A 16,914-nucleotide genomic window follows, 5' to 3' on the forward strand; every position below is an offset into this window, starting at 1 on the left:
TTATTAAGTCCTTTCTGTAGGTTGTCCAAACCTAATGTTTTCATAGTTTTTGCGTTTTGCTTTAACTTCCCAAGCAAACTTAATGTTATCGCCTTTTACAACAAAATTATCTTTGTTTCTTTCAGCAACATATACTTTTCCATCGCCATAAGCCTGTAAAAATACTTGGTAAGGTAAATCGGTATTAACACAAGCAAGCAATTTTTCATCTAAATTAATTATGCATTCCCCGTTAATTACTTCGCTTTCGCCTATGTCACCTAAATATATTTCCGCTGTTTCGTATGCTGAATAATCAAGGTTTCCGTATTGTTCAGTTTTGATTCTGCAATTTTTAGTTCCGTCAACTGTAAAATTTCCATCAACTGAAACATTTCCGTAAAATTCAACAATTCCAATACTAAAATCCATTCTGCTACTATACACTACCATTGGTGGATAACCATCAACATGCCACAACTCCCATGCGGATGTAGCACAATCAATAATCACCTTAGAACCTTCAGCATTTGTTGGTGGTGGGTTATAACCTTTGCTTTCCCAATCAGCAAACGCTGGATATGATTCAATCCAATCAAACGTGCCGCCATACATTGAAATATTAACCCAATTATTACCCAAGCTTACCGCACCATTCCCAAACTCTAACCCCATATGACTATTAGCAGAATTTAAACTAATTGTATTTTCTGCTGGCTTATTTGGATTTGTCGCTTTAAACTCATTGTAAAATTCTAACTCACTTTGCAATATATTTGTAGGAAGTCCTGCCCTATAATTAACATTAAATTGTTGATTACTTGATTTTTTCTTTACGCTTAATATTCCACTGTCAAGTTTAATTTCACTGTTTGCATCATCAGAAGTAATACTAGAACCTGTTATATTAACACCATTGATATTAATAGCTGTAAGTGTTCCTGTGTTAATTTCATCTGCGGAAATACCATCGGCTGATATTGCTGTTCTCCATCGCCAAGTACCATCTGTATTTTTAGCGTTAGCAATTAAAATACCATCAGAAGTGATTAGTATTGCTTTTGTGCTTGTAGCTTCTAATGGCTGATTATGTGTAATAATTCCCCTATCGTCAAAGGTTACATGTCCCGTACTGTTTTCAACTTTTGTAATGGCTGTATTTAATGCACCTGATAGTTTTTCAGCTATTAAATTACCATGCACATCTATGACTTTACTAACCTTATTTTCAACTATTTTAACTGTGTTGAAAACATTACTAAACCCTGTGCTTAAATCCCGTATTGGCTGCCCCAAAACTACCCTACTGTTTAAGCCTGTAACAATATCTTTTTCTATTTCAATAATACGGGTGTCAATTTCAATTTTTAACATATCATCAACAACCCTGATAGTATCACCCAGCTGAAAATATCCTAATTCTTGTAATTCTGTACCCTGTACAATTTCAACTTCATAGCTTACAGTGTTTTCAACTCTATCAATTAAGCGTTTGATGTTCTGAATATTTTTGCCAAATCGGAAGTCGGCGCCCCTATTACTACCTAATTGTTGTTTTAATTCAATGTCATTCTGGAAATATGACAATTCACCGCCCCAGATAATAGCAACTTGATACAATAAACTTTTTATATCAGTTTCTTGTTGTATATCTATGCTTGCTGTAGTCGTTACATCCGTGCCAATAAAATTAAAACCACTGTTTAATAATAAGTCATTCATTACATAAACAGCGCTTCTGTCAGTTTGTGTATATGCTAGTTTTGTTTGCTCAATTAAATCATATGAAATATGCTCACATTCAACACTTACTTTTAACATATTGTCGCTATTATGTTCTTCTTCCAGTGAAATAACTTTAAAATAATCATTGTCATATTCAATTAAATTGTTTTCATCATGCAGAAATTCAGTTTTTAATTCTTCTATTAATGCTGTAAAGCTTATTACATATTCACCGTTTATTACTTGCCGAACAACTCCACTTTCTAAGTTATTCAAATATGCTAATACGGTTTTATTGTTATCTATAATTTTAAGTATTGTAATCACCTACTTTTTCAAAATAAAAAGGGCTATATCTCTATAACCCTTCAGATGTAACTTTTTTGTATTATAAAAGGAACATGTATATTGCATGTTCCTTCATTCTTAACTATTTACCTTTTTTAATTTTACTTTCACCAATTATTTTTTTTATATCGAATTTTAATATACCTAACTTCTTTCTGAAATTGCTAAAAATTTTTGGATTAACATATTTTATATATGATTCAATAAAAATATTATACATTTCTTTATTCAAAGCATAAAGCTGAATTTTTCTTCATTAGTCATAGTACCACGCTCCATATATATTTTATATTTTCCTTATTTTAACATATATTATAACATGATTCCATATATAAAAAACGAATTCACTAATGTTGTCTAAATCATTCTATAGCTGGATATATAAACCCTGTTATCTGCATGTACTCTGTTTCATTTATTGCTTTACCTACTACATTGTAAATGCGCTGTATATTCCAAAGTCCGTTGTCATAATAATATTTAACTTTTTCAAACATTATAATTCAACTCCCGTCATTATTGCTATGTAATCAACGTCTGCCCTTAATTGCTCATTTTCTGTTGGTTCTTTTGGCTGATTATTCAAAGCATCAATTTCTTCTTGTGGCATATCTTCAATCCATTCTGTTCCTGTCCATTTTTTACGATATAAACCTTGCGGAATATCAGTTGTTATTATGTTTTCTGCATGTTCATCAAGACAGTTGCCTTGTTCATCAAATTCAGCAACTTTTATTTCTTTTAAATATCCAAATTCGTCTATATCATATACTTGTTTTAACATAAACTAACCCCCTTATTACATTGGCATAACAGCTGAAAATCGTAAATTGTTTCCTGCTGTAATTCCTGTATCAGCACTACTTACTTTGATATTTCCGTCTGTTGCAATACTTAAAAATGCAATAACTCTATTTGTTGCATAATTTAGAATCATAATAGGAGTGTCTATGGCTGGTCTATACCCTACAGGCAAAGTTGCCAAAGTAGTTCCTGCTGTGAGTGTTCCAGGCGTTATATGCGTACTTGTTTTTATCTCTAATTGACCTAGTTGATTTTTCCTATATTGTAACGTTCCTGTCCAACCATTTGAAAGTGTTGCTGTTATCCAAGCGTTTTGTTTATCCGTTATAATTTTTTCCCATACACTCCATACACTTGCAATAAAACCTCTATACCACAAACCGTTTTGATTTACATACACTTGTGAACCATACGCACCGCTTACAGTTTTATGCGTTATCATTAACCCTTGTGTAGAGTCGTCCCAAACAATAGGGTTTCCTTGTATAATTTGAAGTGTCATTTTATCAGAAGTGCCTAATTTGTCTGCGTCGCTAGCTGCGGATAATATAGTGCGTTCTTTAAATACCATAGGAGACATTGCGGAGAACAAAACAGACATAGGCTCAAAACTGTTCAATATACCCTCAATTACAGCACGGGCATTCTCAGGATATTCAAATTCAACACTTGGTTGTGGGCTTGCTGTTGAAACAATAGACACTTGACCACCTGGCTCAGCAATCAATGGTGTTGCGTTTGTGTCGAGTATTTGAGGTACTGCAAGCTGATAAATCAATTTTGTGCCTGTAAGTGCTGCTTGTGCTGCTGCTAAGTTTGCATATGTGCCTTTTGGGAAAAATATAATCAATGCATTTGTAGCATTGAAAGAATGTGTCCAGATGTTATTAACATCATCAGAAGCAAGGTTATTTCTAGGTTTTGTGCCGATTGACGTTATCATAGATAATCCCACTGTATCCGCCGCACCTGTATTTACCCTATCATTGAAAATATTATTTGTAAAGATATAATCATTATTAACATTTGTTGTATACAGTGCAGCAATATCACTTGCAACAAGGGTCTTTTCAGTAATTCTTTTGACATTTTTTCCATCATCCAGCAACTCATCATAAGTGCCGTTTGGGAGCCTGTGCAACGTTACTGCATTTCCGTCAAGGGTCTTGTACTCGACTTCTGTGCCTTTGTATTGCTCATATGCTGTTGCAACTGTGCCCTCTTCAAGTTGAGCTATATCTAAATCAAGAGGGTCTACAGTTATTCTCAAATATAGCGTTTTAGCAGGAGTTGTAAATGTATAAGTATTATAGGTCCCTGATATAAATTTTTTATCTATATCATAAAAACCAATTTGCGAAACATACCCACCATTCGGTACACCTGATATAGTATATATTGTGTTTTCTTTAACACAAATATAATCACTTACCGTTCTAACACTGGATGCTTCTGCGTTACCATTGTTTGTATTAATATATTTAAAAAATTCTATTTTACGTTTATCAAACAAGTTCTTCCCACAGCTTAAAGCCTTAATACCTGTTGCACCTTGAAGCCCATCCTGATATGGGTACTTAGCCATGAGTTGGTCGACGGTTAAGTTATTGTATTCATCTGCTGTGATTTCTTGAACCATGATACCATCAGCATATCCATATTGCCCTGCTATTGCAGATGAAGAATATACCTGTATAGAAAATGCAGTTGCACTTAAAAGTTGTGTTGGAGAAACTTTTGCCCCCACTCTTTTAGCAACTGTTCCTGTAACAGCCTCGCTTTGTGAATTTGTACCACCTGTTGCACTAAAAAGAACAAACATACCATTAGTTAAATTATAATTTTTTAAGTAAGTACTTGCAAAATAATACTTTGTTTTATCTATTTTTGTTGTTATATTTTTATAAAATGCAGCATGACCGCCACTAGCAGTCATTTTTATTGCATTACTACCAAATATTTTATTTGTAGTATCAAGTGCTAAAGTACATTGAAATGCTGCCCAAGGTGTTAGACTTTCGCAGTTTCCATCTGTTCCAAGCAAGTTTACAGCACTCATACCTTTTAATTTAGCATTGAGTTTTCCACGTTTTGCTGTTGTAGGTATGCTGTTTACTGCATTGTAGTTTGCTGCTATGATTGCTGTGTCTAATGTATCTATCTGGGTTTCTAAAGAGTTAATTTGTGTCCTATTTTCATCTATTGCATCTTGTACGTTTGTAGCTGTCATTTGACTTGCTGTATTATCATAAGTTATATCCGAAGCTGCGCCACTAACATTATTTAAAGCTGTTTCTAGCGCAACAAAATTCCTATCCGTTTTGCCAAATGCTTCTTTTCCTGTATCTGTTCCTAAAATTCTTTCTATAGTCATATTGTAACCCCCTTAGACTATGTATGTGTTTCTATAATCAATGGATATATTAATATTAAAACTTTGTCCATTAATTGTAATTGTATTTGTACCAGTTGGAATAGTTATAAATTGCCCTGTAAATCGTGTCATGATTGATTGTTTAACACCGCTAGCAATTTTATATACAACCATTTTTTCAGTATCAATATATATTGTTTCCCCTGCCAGTAAGTTTTGTAACGTAAAACCATTTATACCATTACTTATTGTAATACTTGTACAATTAGTATTTGCTGTTAACTCTATAATAGGGGTTGCTTCAAAATTGCCATTATTGACTACCGTTTTATTAGTCAATGCATTAATATTTGTCCATTGTAATGTATTAACTAAAATAGTTAAGTCATCGACACTTTCAAACATAGTGTTAATTATCAAATCATTCAAATCATCTAACAACTCATATTTACAATATGATGCTTTGAAATGTATAGTAATTTCTGTAAAAATTTCGCCTTCTGATACTTCAATAACATCTACTACTTCAGCATAATAAAATAATGATGGCTCATCTAAAAATATTAATTTACTTTCAATATTTATCATGTTTTGAAGCAATGTTCTTTGCTTTGCCCTGCGCGCTTCAATATCTACTTCATAAACGCCGATAACAACATCAACAAAATTATCTTCGTATCTGTTATTATAAGTTTTGCTGCCGTTCCTCTTTGGTACTATAAAATCGTATCTTGTTTTTATTGAAGTAGCATTTCTTTTTACATCTAATAAAAAAATGTTATCGGTATTATTAACGACAACATTATTGAATATAAAACCTTTTGCCCTATGTAATTTTATTGCCATTAAGCTAACACCGTTCCTCTCTGTTTGATTCTTATATCTCTTTGAATTTGTCTACTTATTTTTTGTATATCTGCTTCTTCTCTTACTGTAGCATTTACAACTACATTTATATTGCTTGTGCTGCCACTTCTCCATACTTCAGCCTGTTGTGCTGTTAATACAGCTTCGCCTTCATGCAAATTGGCTACAAAATTGTTAAAAGGTACATAGTCAAGCCCTGAAGCGTGGCTACTTCTATACGGTTTATTATTACCACTACCACTAACATCCTTGTCATCAGCTTCTGTATTGTTCCATGATTGCAACCATTCGATGGCTGATTTAATAGCATCAACCACACCCCAAAATATATCAGTGACAATTTGTACTGCTGAACCAATTGCCCCAAATGTTGTTTCAACTATTGATTGTATAACAGGAAAATACGGCTCTATCCAATTATACAAGGTGGTAAGTATTGGCAATATAACATCAAATGCTTTACCTACAGCAATAACTATTTTTTCAACGACGCTGAAAACTGTGGTTATTACCTTTTGTATCTCTGGCATATGAGAAAGTACCCAATCCAAAAGTTTTTGCAAAATAGGCATGAATGAAGCCCCTAATTCAGTTGTAACCATGCCGAAACTTTTCTTGGCATCATCCATAGTGTCGCCCAACTTAACACCGGCTGTGACTGTCTCGTCCGACATTACAAGTCCCAAATCATGGGAACGCTGTGTTAAGTCCGTTATAGCCTGGCTTCCGTTATTAAGCATGGGCATCAATTCCGTGCCTGCTTTCCCGAATAACTCAGTAGCTAAACGTGATTTTTCAGTACCGTTTTCCATGTCTGCAAGAGCCATTATAGCCTCATTCATCATTGTTTCCTGGTCCTTAAGCTTGCCTGTGCCATCATCCCAAGTCAACCCAAGAGCAGTAAAAGCTTCTTGTGCTGAAGCCGTTCCCTGTCCTGCACTATCCATCTGACTTACAAGTGTTTTCATACCTGATTGCATGGTTTCAATACTCATACCGTTTTGGCCGAGTACATAATCCCATTCCTGAAAACCCTTTTTGCTTATGCCTAACTTAGCTGACATTTTATCTATTCTATCCGTTGTTTGCGCTGTGTCAGTTGCAAATTTTGTCATTCCTGCCGCTAGCCCGGTTACGGCTGTCACGCCTACCATTGCGCCAGTTTTCAGAGCACTTCCAAACTTACTGAATTTACTTTCTTGCTTTTCTGCTGTATCTCCTACATCAAGTAATTCTTTTTTTGCCTGGTCGGCGCCTGTTTCAATGGTTATTTTTAATTTTCCAAGGTCAATCATTTATCATCACTCTCCTTCTGAAAGTGCTGCCTTAATTTTTCTCTATCAGGATTACTTTGTTCAAGAATATAAGCATTTTGCATATACTCTTGTCCTCTTTCAGTTTGCTGCAACTTCCAGATATAAGCATCTCTAAACAAAAGCTTATAGACATCAAAATCCAAATCCGAAACTTCTATAAAATTCAATCCGGAATATTCACTGATTATCTTGAATTCAGCGGTATAAATTTCATATTCATATCCCTTATTTTCGCTATTGACAGGGTAATAAGGGATCGTTAAAAATTTATATCCTGCATTACCTCTTGAACGAATTTCCAATACTCTTTTGTTACATACATAGCAACATCCAATTCTAATTCATCTTCAACCTGCTGCTGGGTTAATTTAATTCCATTTGTATTTCTATTGAACGCTCTGGCCAAGAAATTATACAATACTCCTATGATTTTATCTTCCTCACTGTTTGCCTCAATGAGTTTTATCATTTTGAATGTGTCATTAAACAATTCCTTGCTCGGCTTTCTGATATTCAATTCAGTGCCGTCCTTTAGCCTTATATCGAATGTCTTATTGTTAAGAATGGATAAGTCTATCATCGTATCACCTCATTTAAAAAGGAGCATTTAAGCTCCTTATGCTGGTATCTCTTCTCTATAGATAATCAGAGTTCCTGTATTATCTAATGGCACTGCTTTAAATTCCGCATTTATAACAGTTTCCTTGTCTTTCGCAAATGCCAATTCAAGGCCCGTATTGTTTGAGCCTATAATTGTAAGTCGAACATCTCCGTCTACTGCATCTTCATGCACAAAATGAACAACATATTTAGCATCAACAAAATTCATTGCACCGCCAATTTTTAACGTGCGTTCGGTCAATGTTTCAGTTAAAGTACCGGTTGAGACTAACTTTTTCAATGTAGCCGCATTGAAAGTCATGATTCCGCTTTTCAATATTGCAACTTCATCAGTTATAAATTTTTTGCTTACAAGTCCTAAGTCGTCCTTTGCTTCATAGAACGATGGTGTATAGCTTAAACTTGCTCCTCCTTGAATAAGGCCTAACAAGTTGGCTTCAACTTCAATTATTGTATCTGTTGGAATTGTAGAACCATCCCACACAGCAACATAAAGCTTTCCACTACCTAAAATAATTCTTTCGCTCATTTATTTTAATTCCTTTCTTTATATTTTATCGTAAAAATAATTTTGTTATGGATGGTACTTGTTTCTTGATTTTCAAGCATACCACCGCCATTTTGTTCAACTGTTAGAATGTCATTGTTTAGTTTTTCATCTGCTAATGTTAATAACAATTGCTTAACCTTACTAACAATTTCCAAATTCAAGTCATAATCAACTTTTAATGTATTGATTGTTAAGGTAAGCCTTGCTTGTCCTATAATTTTGTTTGATGTTAAATCAACATAATCATAGACAATGCTATTTAATTCAGTTGTGCCAAAACCATATATTTTTTTATCTGTTGTTGTACCTTCTAAAAGTGATTGCAATTCAGAATCACTTTCTAAAATGTTTAAAATATCTGTTAATATCAATTTGCAATCACTCCTTATCTAATAAATTTTCAAACTTATTAATTATGTTGTCTAAGTTTTCATCAATCGCTGGCTGAAGAAATGGCTGTGCCTTTTGTCCATGACTAATATATGTTTCACCGTCAGCAGTTGTATATATCCATGCTGTTTTTCGTCCTTCTGGATTATATAACCCTGTACCAAATTCAACATATGGGGCATATTCCGTTGAAGTACCGATAGAAACACTTGAATTTTCATTGTCTACTGCATGAGTTATACTCGCACGCAAAACACCATCATCAACAGGCACTTTTCTTTTTGCTTCATTTTCTATTAGTTGCCCTGCGTATTCTAAACCTTTTGATAATGCTTCAGGTAAAAGTTTATCAATGACATTTTGCAAATTTAAATATACTTCCCCTGCCATTAATTCACCTTCTTCAATAAAAGGTTGTTATAGCGCAATATATTTAAACTCTCAACTACTTTAAAGGATTCATTATTAATTTTTAATACATTACCTTTTATAACTGAAGTGTCTTTTGTAATTCCAATATAATCGCCTAATTCATATGAATATTGTTCAAACATTTTAGTTTCTGTACTTCTCAATGCAATAAAGCATTGAATTGTTTTAACTTTAGTTTCCGATTCAATTTCAATGCCCAAATTGTTGTAAGTTTTAGTTATTGTATAAACATCAACGTTTTTCATATTTGCATTAATCATAGAAAATACACCCTTTTCCTAAAAGCATTAAGTTGACTTTTAATATAAATAGGGTAGTCACTTGTATATGATTCAGAAATACCGTTATATGATTGAGATGAAATGCCGTCAGTATTAAGGGTATTAAGCTTATAACAAACCATATCAACGGTTAAATTATCCATCGCTGAAACATAATCAGTTTTACAATATATAGCAACTTCTTGCTTTGTCTTATCTATCAATAAATTTATTATTGTTTCATCTGTTTTGCCTGTGATTAATTTTATTTGTGTTAAAACATCCAAAATTTACCCCCCTTTATAGAAAAGAAGGGGAATGAATCCCCCTCGATTATGATAATGCTTTTGTTAATTTCAATGCTTTACTGTTGTCAGTTAAAGCAACAACATTGCATCTTCTTGTGTAAATTTTATTTGTTCTGATGTTTGCATCTCGTGTTTGTTCTGTTTCAACGTCTTTCTTTACGAATACTGTAACAGCTTCTGCTGTTGCTATATAGCAAGTATCTGCTGGAACAGCTGCACTTACATAAACAGGAACATTGTTAACAGAACCTATATAACCAGTTCTTGAAAATCCTTCGCTATATTTCAAATCATCTTTTAATGATTTTCTTAATTGTGCTTTCTGTGCTGGATTAATAAGCATAAACAGTCCAGTTTCATCTTCGCCTAATACGGCTATTGCATCTGTAATAGTCGCATAGTCAAGTCCAGCTATTGGGTATGTATCTGTTTGTGTAGTTTTTGCTAATTCAGTATAAAACTTAGTAGTTAAATCGTTAGCCATATTTCCAGCCATTTTTTCAGTTCCAACTGTTACAACATTCGCATCTTTCATTTCATCTTCATCAGTATAAGAAAGAAAACCTTGTGTATATTTAGCAACATAATCAACTGGTGTAAATGATACTGCTACACCGTCAGCATCAAGGTTTCCTTCGCCTGCTGCTACATCTCGTACATTACCAGAAGCAGTATAAACATTAACTGTCTTAGTCATTCCTGCATCTTGTGTTAAAGAAGTATCTAATGTATAAAAAGGTGAATGTTCCAATTTTGTGTTTAAGAAATTTGCTACCTTATTTGAAATTATAAAATTATCGTATAGTGTGTGTGACATTATTTTTTACCATCCTTAATTTATATTTTTTAATTGTTTTAGCAATAAAAAAACAACTGTATATCATTTCAAGTTGTTATCTGGATAATTGCATATATAATTCTTTATTGTTTTTGTACAACTCTTGCTGCTGTGCTAAAGTCATTTTATTAAACTGTTCTTTTGTGACTGATCCATCTAAGCCAATAGTTGAAGTTTTAGGTATTGTACTTTTTAACCTTGATTCAACTTCTACTTTTACAGCCTTCTTAAATTCTGCATCAAACAACTGAATATTCTTTTGCATTGTTTCAGCATCTTCAGCAACTATGTAATCAGCAAAACTTATTGGAAGTCCTTTTTCAGCTAAAATTTTTGAACATTCATACTTGTTCTCTTTAATAGCCCATTCTCTTTCCTTGTCACTAATAGCTTTTTCCCGTTGCTCAATTTCGTATTTTAAACGTTCTTCAGCATTCATATTTGCTAATTTAGTCGCTTCAGCTTTTGTTTGTTCTGCACGCTTGTTGAATTTTTCCTCAAATTTTTCATACATTTTTGAAATTTCTCTGTCAAAATCAGCTTGTGTAAATGTCTTTTGTTCATTATTATCTTTATTTTGTTCGCCTTCAGCACCGCCGTTATCCTCTTCGCCACCGTCAGCAAATAATTGTAATTTTAAATTTTCTAACATTTTTATCTCCTTCACGTACCCTATTATGAGTACCCAAAATTATAGTTGAACGGTTTCTTTAACGTCTAACCCCACAAAAAAGACAAAATAATAACTATGTCTTTGCATAGTTAAATTATATAATATTCTTTCTTTTTTATATTCATCTACATTTTTCAACTAATTATTAGAATACATTATTCAAATAACATCCCAGTTTTTTCTATTAAATATTCAATACAGTTTTCATCTAATAATGATTTATTTTTTTTCATAAATTCATTAATAAAAGGGGCGATATAGTATTGAGTTCCTTCAACTGGGTTACCTTCAAAATCCAAAGCATCAATATAATCATCTGACATAATGCTTATTTGACTAATTAAAGTTAATATAAAAATAAATGTTGTTGTAATATACTGAAGGTTATAAATTATATCACAAGTGATATTAGCAATTTTTTCATCTTTGTACGACCATAGATGCATATTATAAAATCCTTTACCATTACCATGAACATAATTATTGAGTTTTTTACTGATATTCTTAAATGTTTCATTGAATTTATATTTTTCAACTGCTTCTTTTGTAATATCTGATTTACTGATGTATGTTAATATGTCATCAATATTTAAATGCGACAATTTATCACCTAACCATTTGTTAATAATATTTTCTTCTTTGCTTAATTCTTTACCATTAAATATATTTGTCTCATTACTAATAAGAATAATATATAAGTAAAAAAACAAATCATCTCTATATTTTCTTATTAAACAATATGCATCCGAAAAATTTGCATGTTCACAGCAATTATAAATACTATATAATGTTCTTAATGAAGAATTTATTATAATATTAGGATTTAAAAATGTAATTTCATTTATTGAATTTATCTTTTTATTGGTTCTAGTTATACAAAAATTCCTACAATTAGCCAGTGTCAAAAAATTATCAAAAAAAGAATATAAATTTTTAATATTATTTAATAATTGGTTACAATTCGTATTTTTTAATACTTCTCTCTTATTTGTTCTAGGAATATCAAAAAATTCATCCATTTTCAAATTCTCCATGAAATAATTTAATATTACTAATTATAACATGCCATCATTTTATATTAAACAAATTTTACCAAAATTCACTCAATAACTGGAATAAATGTGCATCTACAGTTTGGATGCACTATTGACGGTACAGCATTAATATCAAATATTTTTCCATCAAGCGGTGAGCATTCATCGCATAGCCTGTCATCATCTTCAACCAGCCATTCTACTTTTGAATATCCATTGTTTAAATAACTTTGTTTCTGCCCATCATTTAAAACCCTCATTGTTTCCGTTCTAACCAGCCTGTCAGCATCGCTGAAAGCTACCCCAAAATTATTAGTTATGGATATAACCGCTTTGTCTTTGCTTTGTCCAGCTATAACAGTATCAACAATGCTTTTTTCTATTTGTTGCTTTAGCTTTGCTTTGTTTGTCCAAATCCTATCTGAATATTTTGCACCCTTGAAATTTGCATTAACAACTTCTTTTGCAATGTTTTCATTTAGAATTGTCCAATCAGCAGCTATATCTAACTTTTCATTGGTTTGTAAATATATTTCTTTGTAGCTGTCTAACAAAGTCAATTGTGTTGATTCAATTTCTAATTTTCCTAGCTTGTAAGTTTCCTTTTCGATTGCTTCTTGTAAATTTCTATACCTACTAAATGAATACAGTGTATTAGCTGATATTTCACCATCGGCAAGCATTTTTACATACAATTCAGCTATTTCATTTTCTATAGTTTTGCTGGCTTGTTTGTAATACTTAATTAGTTGCTTTTGCAATTCCTTTGTATTTTTTTTAAATATTGCATCTGATAGTCGCGCTTGCCAATAATTATTCTGGTTGCTCATCTTCTACACCGCCAAACAAGTTAGTATAACTATTTAAACTATTTTGTGCTTCTAAACGCTTTAATTCTTGCTCAATGTCAGTTATAAAAGGTAGTTGTTCCAGTAGTGTTTCATCAGATACTAAGCCACGTAGTTTAGAAATAGTGTCAGCTACTAAAACATTATCTACAGGAATATTTCTTACAAATGCAATTGAAATGCTTCTAAAATCATAACTAGCACCCTTTAAATTTAGCAAATTACAAATTAATTCAATTCTTCTTGTTAAAGCAAAACGGAAATTAGCTTCTTTTCTAGCCATTACTTGTTCAAGTCCTAGCATTGACAGCCTTGCTCCAGTAGCTGAAGTATGGCTTTTAGCATTTGCACCAGACATATCTTCAACATAGCTAAATTTATGTATATCGTCAGCTATTCTAGTTTTGTTTGCTTCTGATTCCGTTGGATTGCCATTTTTAACAAGAAAATCAACGCTTGATTGCATACCATTTTCGGTATCTTCAATGATTATGTTTCTGGTTTCTTTCATAGTCAGAATATCTGAGTTATCTAAATTTGTATTTCTAAATACCAGATACGCTTCGTTGAAGCTTTCTCTTTCGTTGCTGCTATCTGATTGAGCCAAATCATAAGCATCTATTAACGGCAATAGTTTTTCATAGTCGCCCATACAATCAACGTTATTTCTGTAAACATTAATTGGAACACCATTAAAAAAGTGTTCTTTGCTATCTATAAGCGTTAGAACACCTTGAATTTCAACAAAATATTTAATTTCTGTTTCTGAATACAACTCAACATTTAGTACAGTTTTATCTGTTAAAATATCAGCTTCTTTATAAAAGCGTATTGCATATAATAAATTTTGTTCTATCGTGTTTTCAAATATTAGAATCAAATTTCTAACATCTACAGGAGCAAAACGAACATTACTGTTTTCATCTAAATATAATAATTCCGTACTATAACCATAAATTGATTGATTAAGTGCAAGTACATTATTTATAGTCATTTCATCGTTAAATTTAAAAATTGCATTTAATTCAGTTAACATTTCAGCATCAGAAGCATTATATGTAACAGGTTTCCCTATAAAATAATTTGATGAAATATTTGCAATATAATCACCCCAGCTATTACTAATTCTGTAGTTTGGTTTTGTTGTGTCTGCAAAAGTACGATTCATTATAGTATCGTTTTTTGAATCATAATACCGTTTCAGCTTTTCTAATCGCGGCAAGTCCCTTGTTTGAAAAATTTCTATATGTTTTTTAATTCGTTCTGTTGTCATTACAACATTTTTATTTTCATAAAAAAACATTTATTTCCTCACTTCCTTTATAAGCGAATGTTTATTAGTTTTGGTTTCTTTTTAATTGATTGAATACTATACCGTAGGGCATCTAAACCATGATTAAACTTGTCCACTGGTTCATTTATGTATTCACCGTTTTTATCTTTTTTCCAGCTATAATTCTGCAATTCTTCTATTATATTTGTGCATGATGGATGAACGATTATTTTATATTGCTGTAGTTTCTGAATGCCTTGTAAAATTGAACCCTTTCCCTTTTTAGCTGGTTTAATTCTAGGTATTCCTAAACGTTTTATTTCATCAATTGATTTTCTTTCAGCGCTATCAGCAACTATTTCTTCTTTTGCAAATCCTTTTTTCTTAATCATTTCAGCAATATCCGTATTTAACATTGACTTTTCAAAATGTTCATCAAATACATATATTTCTTTTCTTTCTTCATCAACTACCGAACATATAAAAGCTGTAGAATCATTCACATAACCAAAATCCATTCCAAAAATTGCAGTAGTATTATCTTTCCTTTTTATTTCTTTCCAGTCGAATGCTTGGCTAGTCCAGTTAGTATATACAAGCTTATCCAATGAACAGAATTTGCCCAATGTATAAATTTGATATTGCACATAATCAATGTTTTTCATTTGTTCAAGCGATTGAATAAATTCTTTAGCTGCAAATTTGTTGTCTTTAAAAGTAGTGCTTAGAACAATGGTTTTGTCATATTCACGTACTGATTGAGTTTCATTTTCATTATCAAAAAGAAAATATTCATATACCCAACTACTTTTGCTAATGGGATTGAAAGCAAATAACATTTGATTTTGCTTTGTATTTGCCCTAAGACGTAAATTTAATTGAATGATGTCTTGCAATTCAAATTCAGTTGCTTCTTCAACAAATACATCTGTTACTCCAGTTATTGATTTGATTTTTTCGCTGTCGTCAAGTCCACGAAATAAAAAAGCACTGTCATTAGGCAATTCTATTGTAAAATTTGATTTATTTATTGTGCATTTGTCGTATATTTGAAATTGCTGTAGTACGTCAATAAATTGCTGCCAAACTGAATCACGCAGCGTTGCTCCTACCTTACGCATTATTAGCATTTTACGTTGGCTTTTTAATGCTTTTAATACTAATTTCTGTGCTATGAAATATGATTTACCAGAACCAGCGCCGCCCTTGTAAACTTCATAACGATGACTATAATCATTTAAGTATGGGTAAAGGGCATCAATAAAAATACGCTTATCTATTTGTAAATCAATCATTGTTTCACCTTCTTAAAATAAAAAAACAAGTAGTTATTACTTGCTTTCCCTTAGTGCCTTTAATTTCAATTAAGATAATGTATGGTATAAAATTTGTGTGTGTAGTAATCAATTAGGATAATTCTTATGTGCGGATTAAATACGATATATAATATGGGATTATGTCTGCCTTATTTTGGGGGATGCCCCTACTATTATTTATGTTTTCCTTGCTTTAGTTTCCTGTTTACTTGCATGAAAACAATCAAAATATACAATAAATATATTGAATATCTAATCATTAGCAGAAGTAGCAAATGCAATAAGCAAATCCTAATTGATAAACCTATTACAAATGCTACATTCTTACCCTTTCATTATGCATATATAGTGTGTTGTTGTATGGTACAAAGGTTTAATTTTGCGACAAACTATTGTCATATTAATACTTCAGTGCTAACTTATGTTATAAGTATTGAATACTCTATACATCCACATAATACATACCTTTTAACATTATTGCTTGTGTAATTAGTACGTTATTCTTTTTCGCTGGTATCTGTATTATCGTTGTCTATGAATTCAATTTTAATGATTTTGTTGGTATTTTCAGTAATGTCTACCTTAGTGTCTAAGTAATCATTTAACTTTAATATAGTTTCACATGCTTTAACTTTATCCCTGCCAGCACCATTTTTAGCGACATCTACAATACCTCTGATGGCATCGGCTAAATGTTCCTTATACATTTTTTCGCATGCTTTTCGATATGCCTGGACAAACATTTCATTGTCTAGCCATTTATACAAAGTGCATCTTGGTACACCTAATTTTTCACATGCCTTTGTCTTATTCCCACCATTATTAATTATTTCAGCTATTACTTCTAATTGAATAGGAGTCAACTCATCATTAAATGTAAACCTACCCTTATCATCTCTATTATTGTTAGCCATAAATAATATCAACTCCTTTCTGTATCTACTATAACTACTATTAA

General features: G+C 31.9%; 20 protein-coding genes. All 20 read right to left on the bottom strand.

Annotated features, from left to right (window positions below):
* Positions 1-3 precede the first annotated feature (3 nt).
* A complete protein-coding gene (locus AAGU76_RS02700; protein ID WP_342483896.1) occupies positions 4-2,031 on the bottom strand; it encodes a prophage endopeptidase tail family protein in 2,028 nt (675 codons plus the stop codon).
* A gap of 383 nt (positions 2,032-2,414) precedes the next feature.
* Complete coding sequence (locus AAGU76_RS02705; protein ID WP_342483897.1) at positions 2,415-2,549, bottom strand: XkdX family protein; 135 nt, start codon at positions 2,547-2,549, stop codon at positions 2,415-2,417.
* Entirely contained in the window at positions 2,549-2,836 is a 288-nt protein-coding gene (locus tag AAGU76_RS02710; protein ID WP_342483898.1) for a hypothetical protein, read from the bottom strand. The genes AAGU76_RS02705 and AAGU76_RS02710 overlap by 1 nt, the downstream gene beginning before the upstream one ends.
* Before the next feature lie 15 nt (positions 2,837-2,851).
* The gene (locus tag AAGU76_RS02715) at positions 2,852-5,230 is read right to left on the bottom strand and encodes a hypothetical protein (protein WP_342483899.1); all 2,379 of its coding nucleotides are present in this window, start codon (positions 5,228-5,230) and stop codon (positions 2,852-2,854) included.
* Between the two features lie 12 nt (positions 5,231-5,242).
* Positions 5,243-6,076, bottom strand: a complete 834-nt coding sequence (locus tag AAGU76_RS02720) for a distal tail protein Dit (RefSeq protein ID WP_342483900.1) — start codon at positions 6,074-6,076, stop codon at positions 5,243-5,245.
* Complete coding sequence (locus tag AAGU76_RS02725; protein WP_342483901.1) at positions 6,076-7,392, bottom strand: hypothetical protein; 1,317 nt, start codon at positions 7,390-7,392, stop codon at positions 6,076-6,078. Before AAGU76_RS02725 ends, AAGU76_RS02720 begins: the two co-directional genes overlap by 1 nt.
* A complete protein-coding gene (locus AAGU76_RS02730) occupies positions 7,389-7,715 on the bottom strand; it encodes a hypothetical protein (protein WP_342483902.1) in 327 nt (108 codons plus the stop codon). Before AAGU76_RS02730 ends, AAGU76_RS02725 begins: the two co-directional genes overlap by 4 nt.
* Positions 7,673-7,993 (bottom strand): hypothetical protein, encoded by a 321-nt coding sequence (locus tag AAGU76_RS02735; RefSeq protein ID WP_342483903.1) that lies wholly within the window; start codon positions 7,991-7,993, stop codon positions 7,673-7,675. The genes AAGU76_RS02730 and AAGU76_RS02735 overlap by 43 nt, the downstream gene beginning before the upstream one ends.
* A 36-nt stretch (positions 7,994-8,029) precedes the next feature.
* A complete protein-coding gene (locus AAGU76_RS02740) occupies positions 8,030-8,563 on the bottom strand; it encodes a hypothetical protein (protein WP_342483904.1) in 534 nt (177 codons plus the stop codon).
* Between the two features lie 5 nt (positions 8,564-8,568).
* The gene (locus tag AAGU76_RS02745) at positions 8,569-8,955 is read right to left on the bottom strand and encodes a hypothetical protein (protein WP_342483905.1); all 387 of its coding nucleotides are present in this window, start codon (positions 8,953-8,955) and stop codon (positions 8,569-8,571) included.
* Between the two features lie 7 nt (positions 8,956-8,962).
* Complete coding sequence (locus AAGU76_RS02750; RefSeq protein ID WP_342483906.1) at positions 8,963-9,364, bottom strand: HK97-gp10 family putative phage morphogenesis protein; 402 nt, start codon at positions 9,362-9,364, stop codon at positions 8,963-8,965.
* A complete protein-coding gene (locus AAGU76_RS02755) occupies positions 9,364-9,666 on the bottom strand; it encodes a hypothetical protein (RefSeq protein WP_342483907.1) in 303 nt (100 codons plus the stop codon). The genes AAGU76_RS02750 and AAGU76_RS02755 overlap by 1 nt, the downstream gene beginning before the upstream one ends.
* A complete protein-coding gene (locus AAGU76_RS02760; RefSeq protein ID WP_342483908.1) occupies positions 9,663-9,953 on the bottom strand; it encodes a hypothetical protein in 291 nt (96 codons plus the stop codon). The genes AAGU76_RS02755 and AAGU76_RS02760 overlap by 4 nt, the downstream gene beginning before the upstream one ends.
* Positions 9,954-9,999: 46 nt before the next feature.
* A complete protein-coding gene (locus AAGU76_RS02765) occupies positions 10,000-10,791 on the bottom strand; it encodes a hypothetical protein (RefSeq protein WP_342483909.1) in 792 nt (263 codons plus the stop codon).
* A 76-nt stretch (positions 10,792-10,867) separates the two neighbouring features.
* Positions 10,868-11,464, bottom strand: coding sequence for a DUF4355 domain-containing protein (locus tag AAGU76_RS02770; RefSeq protein ID WP_342483910.1), 597 nt, complete (start codon positions 11,462-11,464; stop codon positions 10,868-10,870).
* Between the two features lie 176 nt (positions 11,465-11,640).
* The gene (locus AAGU76_RS02775) at positions 11,641-12,504 is read right to left on the bottom strand and encodes a hypothetical protein (RefSeq protein WP_342483911.1); all 864 of its coding nucleotides are present in this window, start codon (positions 12,502-12,504) and stop codon (positions 11,641-11,643) included.
* A gap of 80 nt (positions 12,505-12,584) precedes the next feature.
* Positions 12,585-13,349 (bottom strand): minor capsid protein, encoded by a 765-nt coding sequence (locus AAGU76_RS02780; protein ID WP_342483912.1) that lies wholly within the window; start codon positions 13,347-13,349, stop codon positions 12,585-12,587.
* A complete protein-coding gene (locus AAGU76_RS02785; RefSeq protein WP_342483913.1) occupies positions 13,333-14,670 on the bottom strand; it encodes a phage portal protein in 1,338 nt (445 codons plus the stop codon). The genes AAGU76_RS02780 and AAGU76_RS02785 overlap by 17 nt, the downstream gene beginning before the upstream one ends.
* Before the next feature lie 17 nt (positions 14,671-14,687).
* Positions 14,688-15,935 carry a PBSX family phage terminase large subunit gene (locus AAGU76_RS02790; RefSeq protein WP_342483914.1) on the bottom strand — a complete coding sequence of 416 codons (1,248 nt, stop codon included), beginning with the start codon at positions 15,933-15,935 and terminating at the stop codon, positions 14,688-14,690.
* A 518-nt stretch (positions 15,936-16,453) separates the two neighbouring features.
* Positions 16,454-16,870 (bottom strand): phBC6A51 family helix-turn-helix protein, encoded by a 417-nt coding sequence (locus AAGU76_RS02795; protein ID WP_342483915.1) that lies wholly within the window; start codon positions 16,868-16,870, stop codon positions 16,454-16,456.
* Between the last annotated feature and the right edge of the window lie 44 nt (positions 16,871-16,914).

The organism is Sedimentibacter sp., from assembly GCF_038562225.1.
In the GTDB taxonomy this organism is placed as follows: domain Bacteria; phylum Bacillota; class Clostridia; order Tissierellales; family Sedimentibacteraceae; genus Sedimentibacter.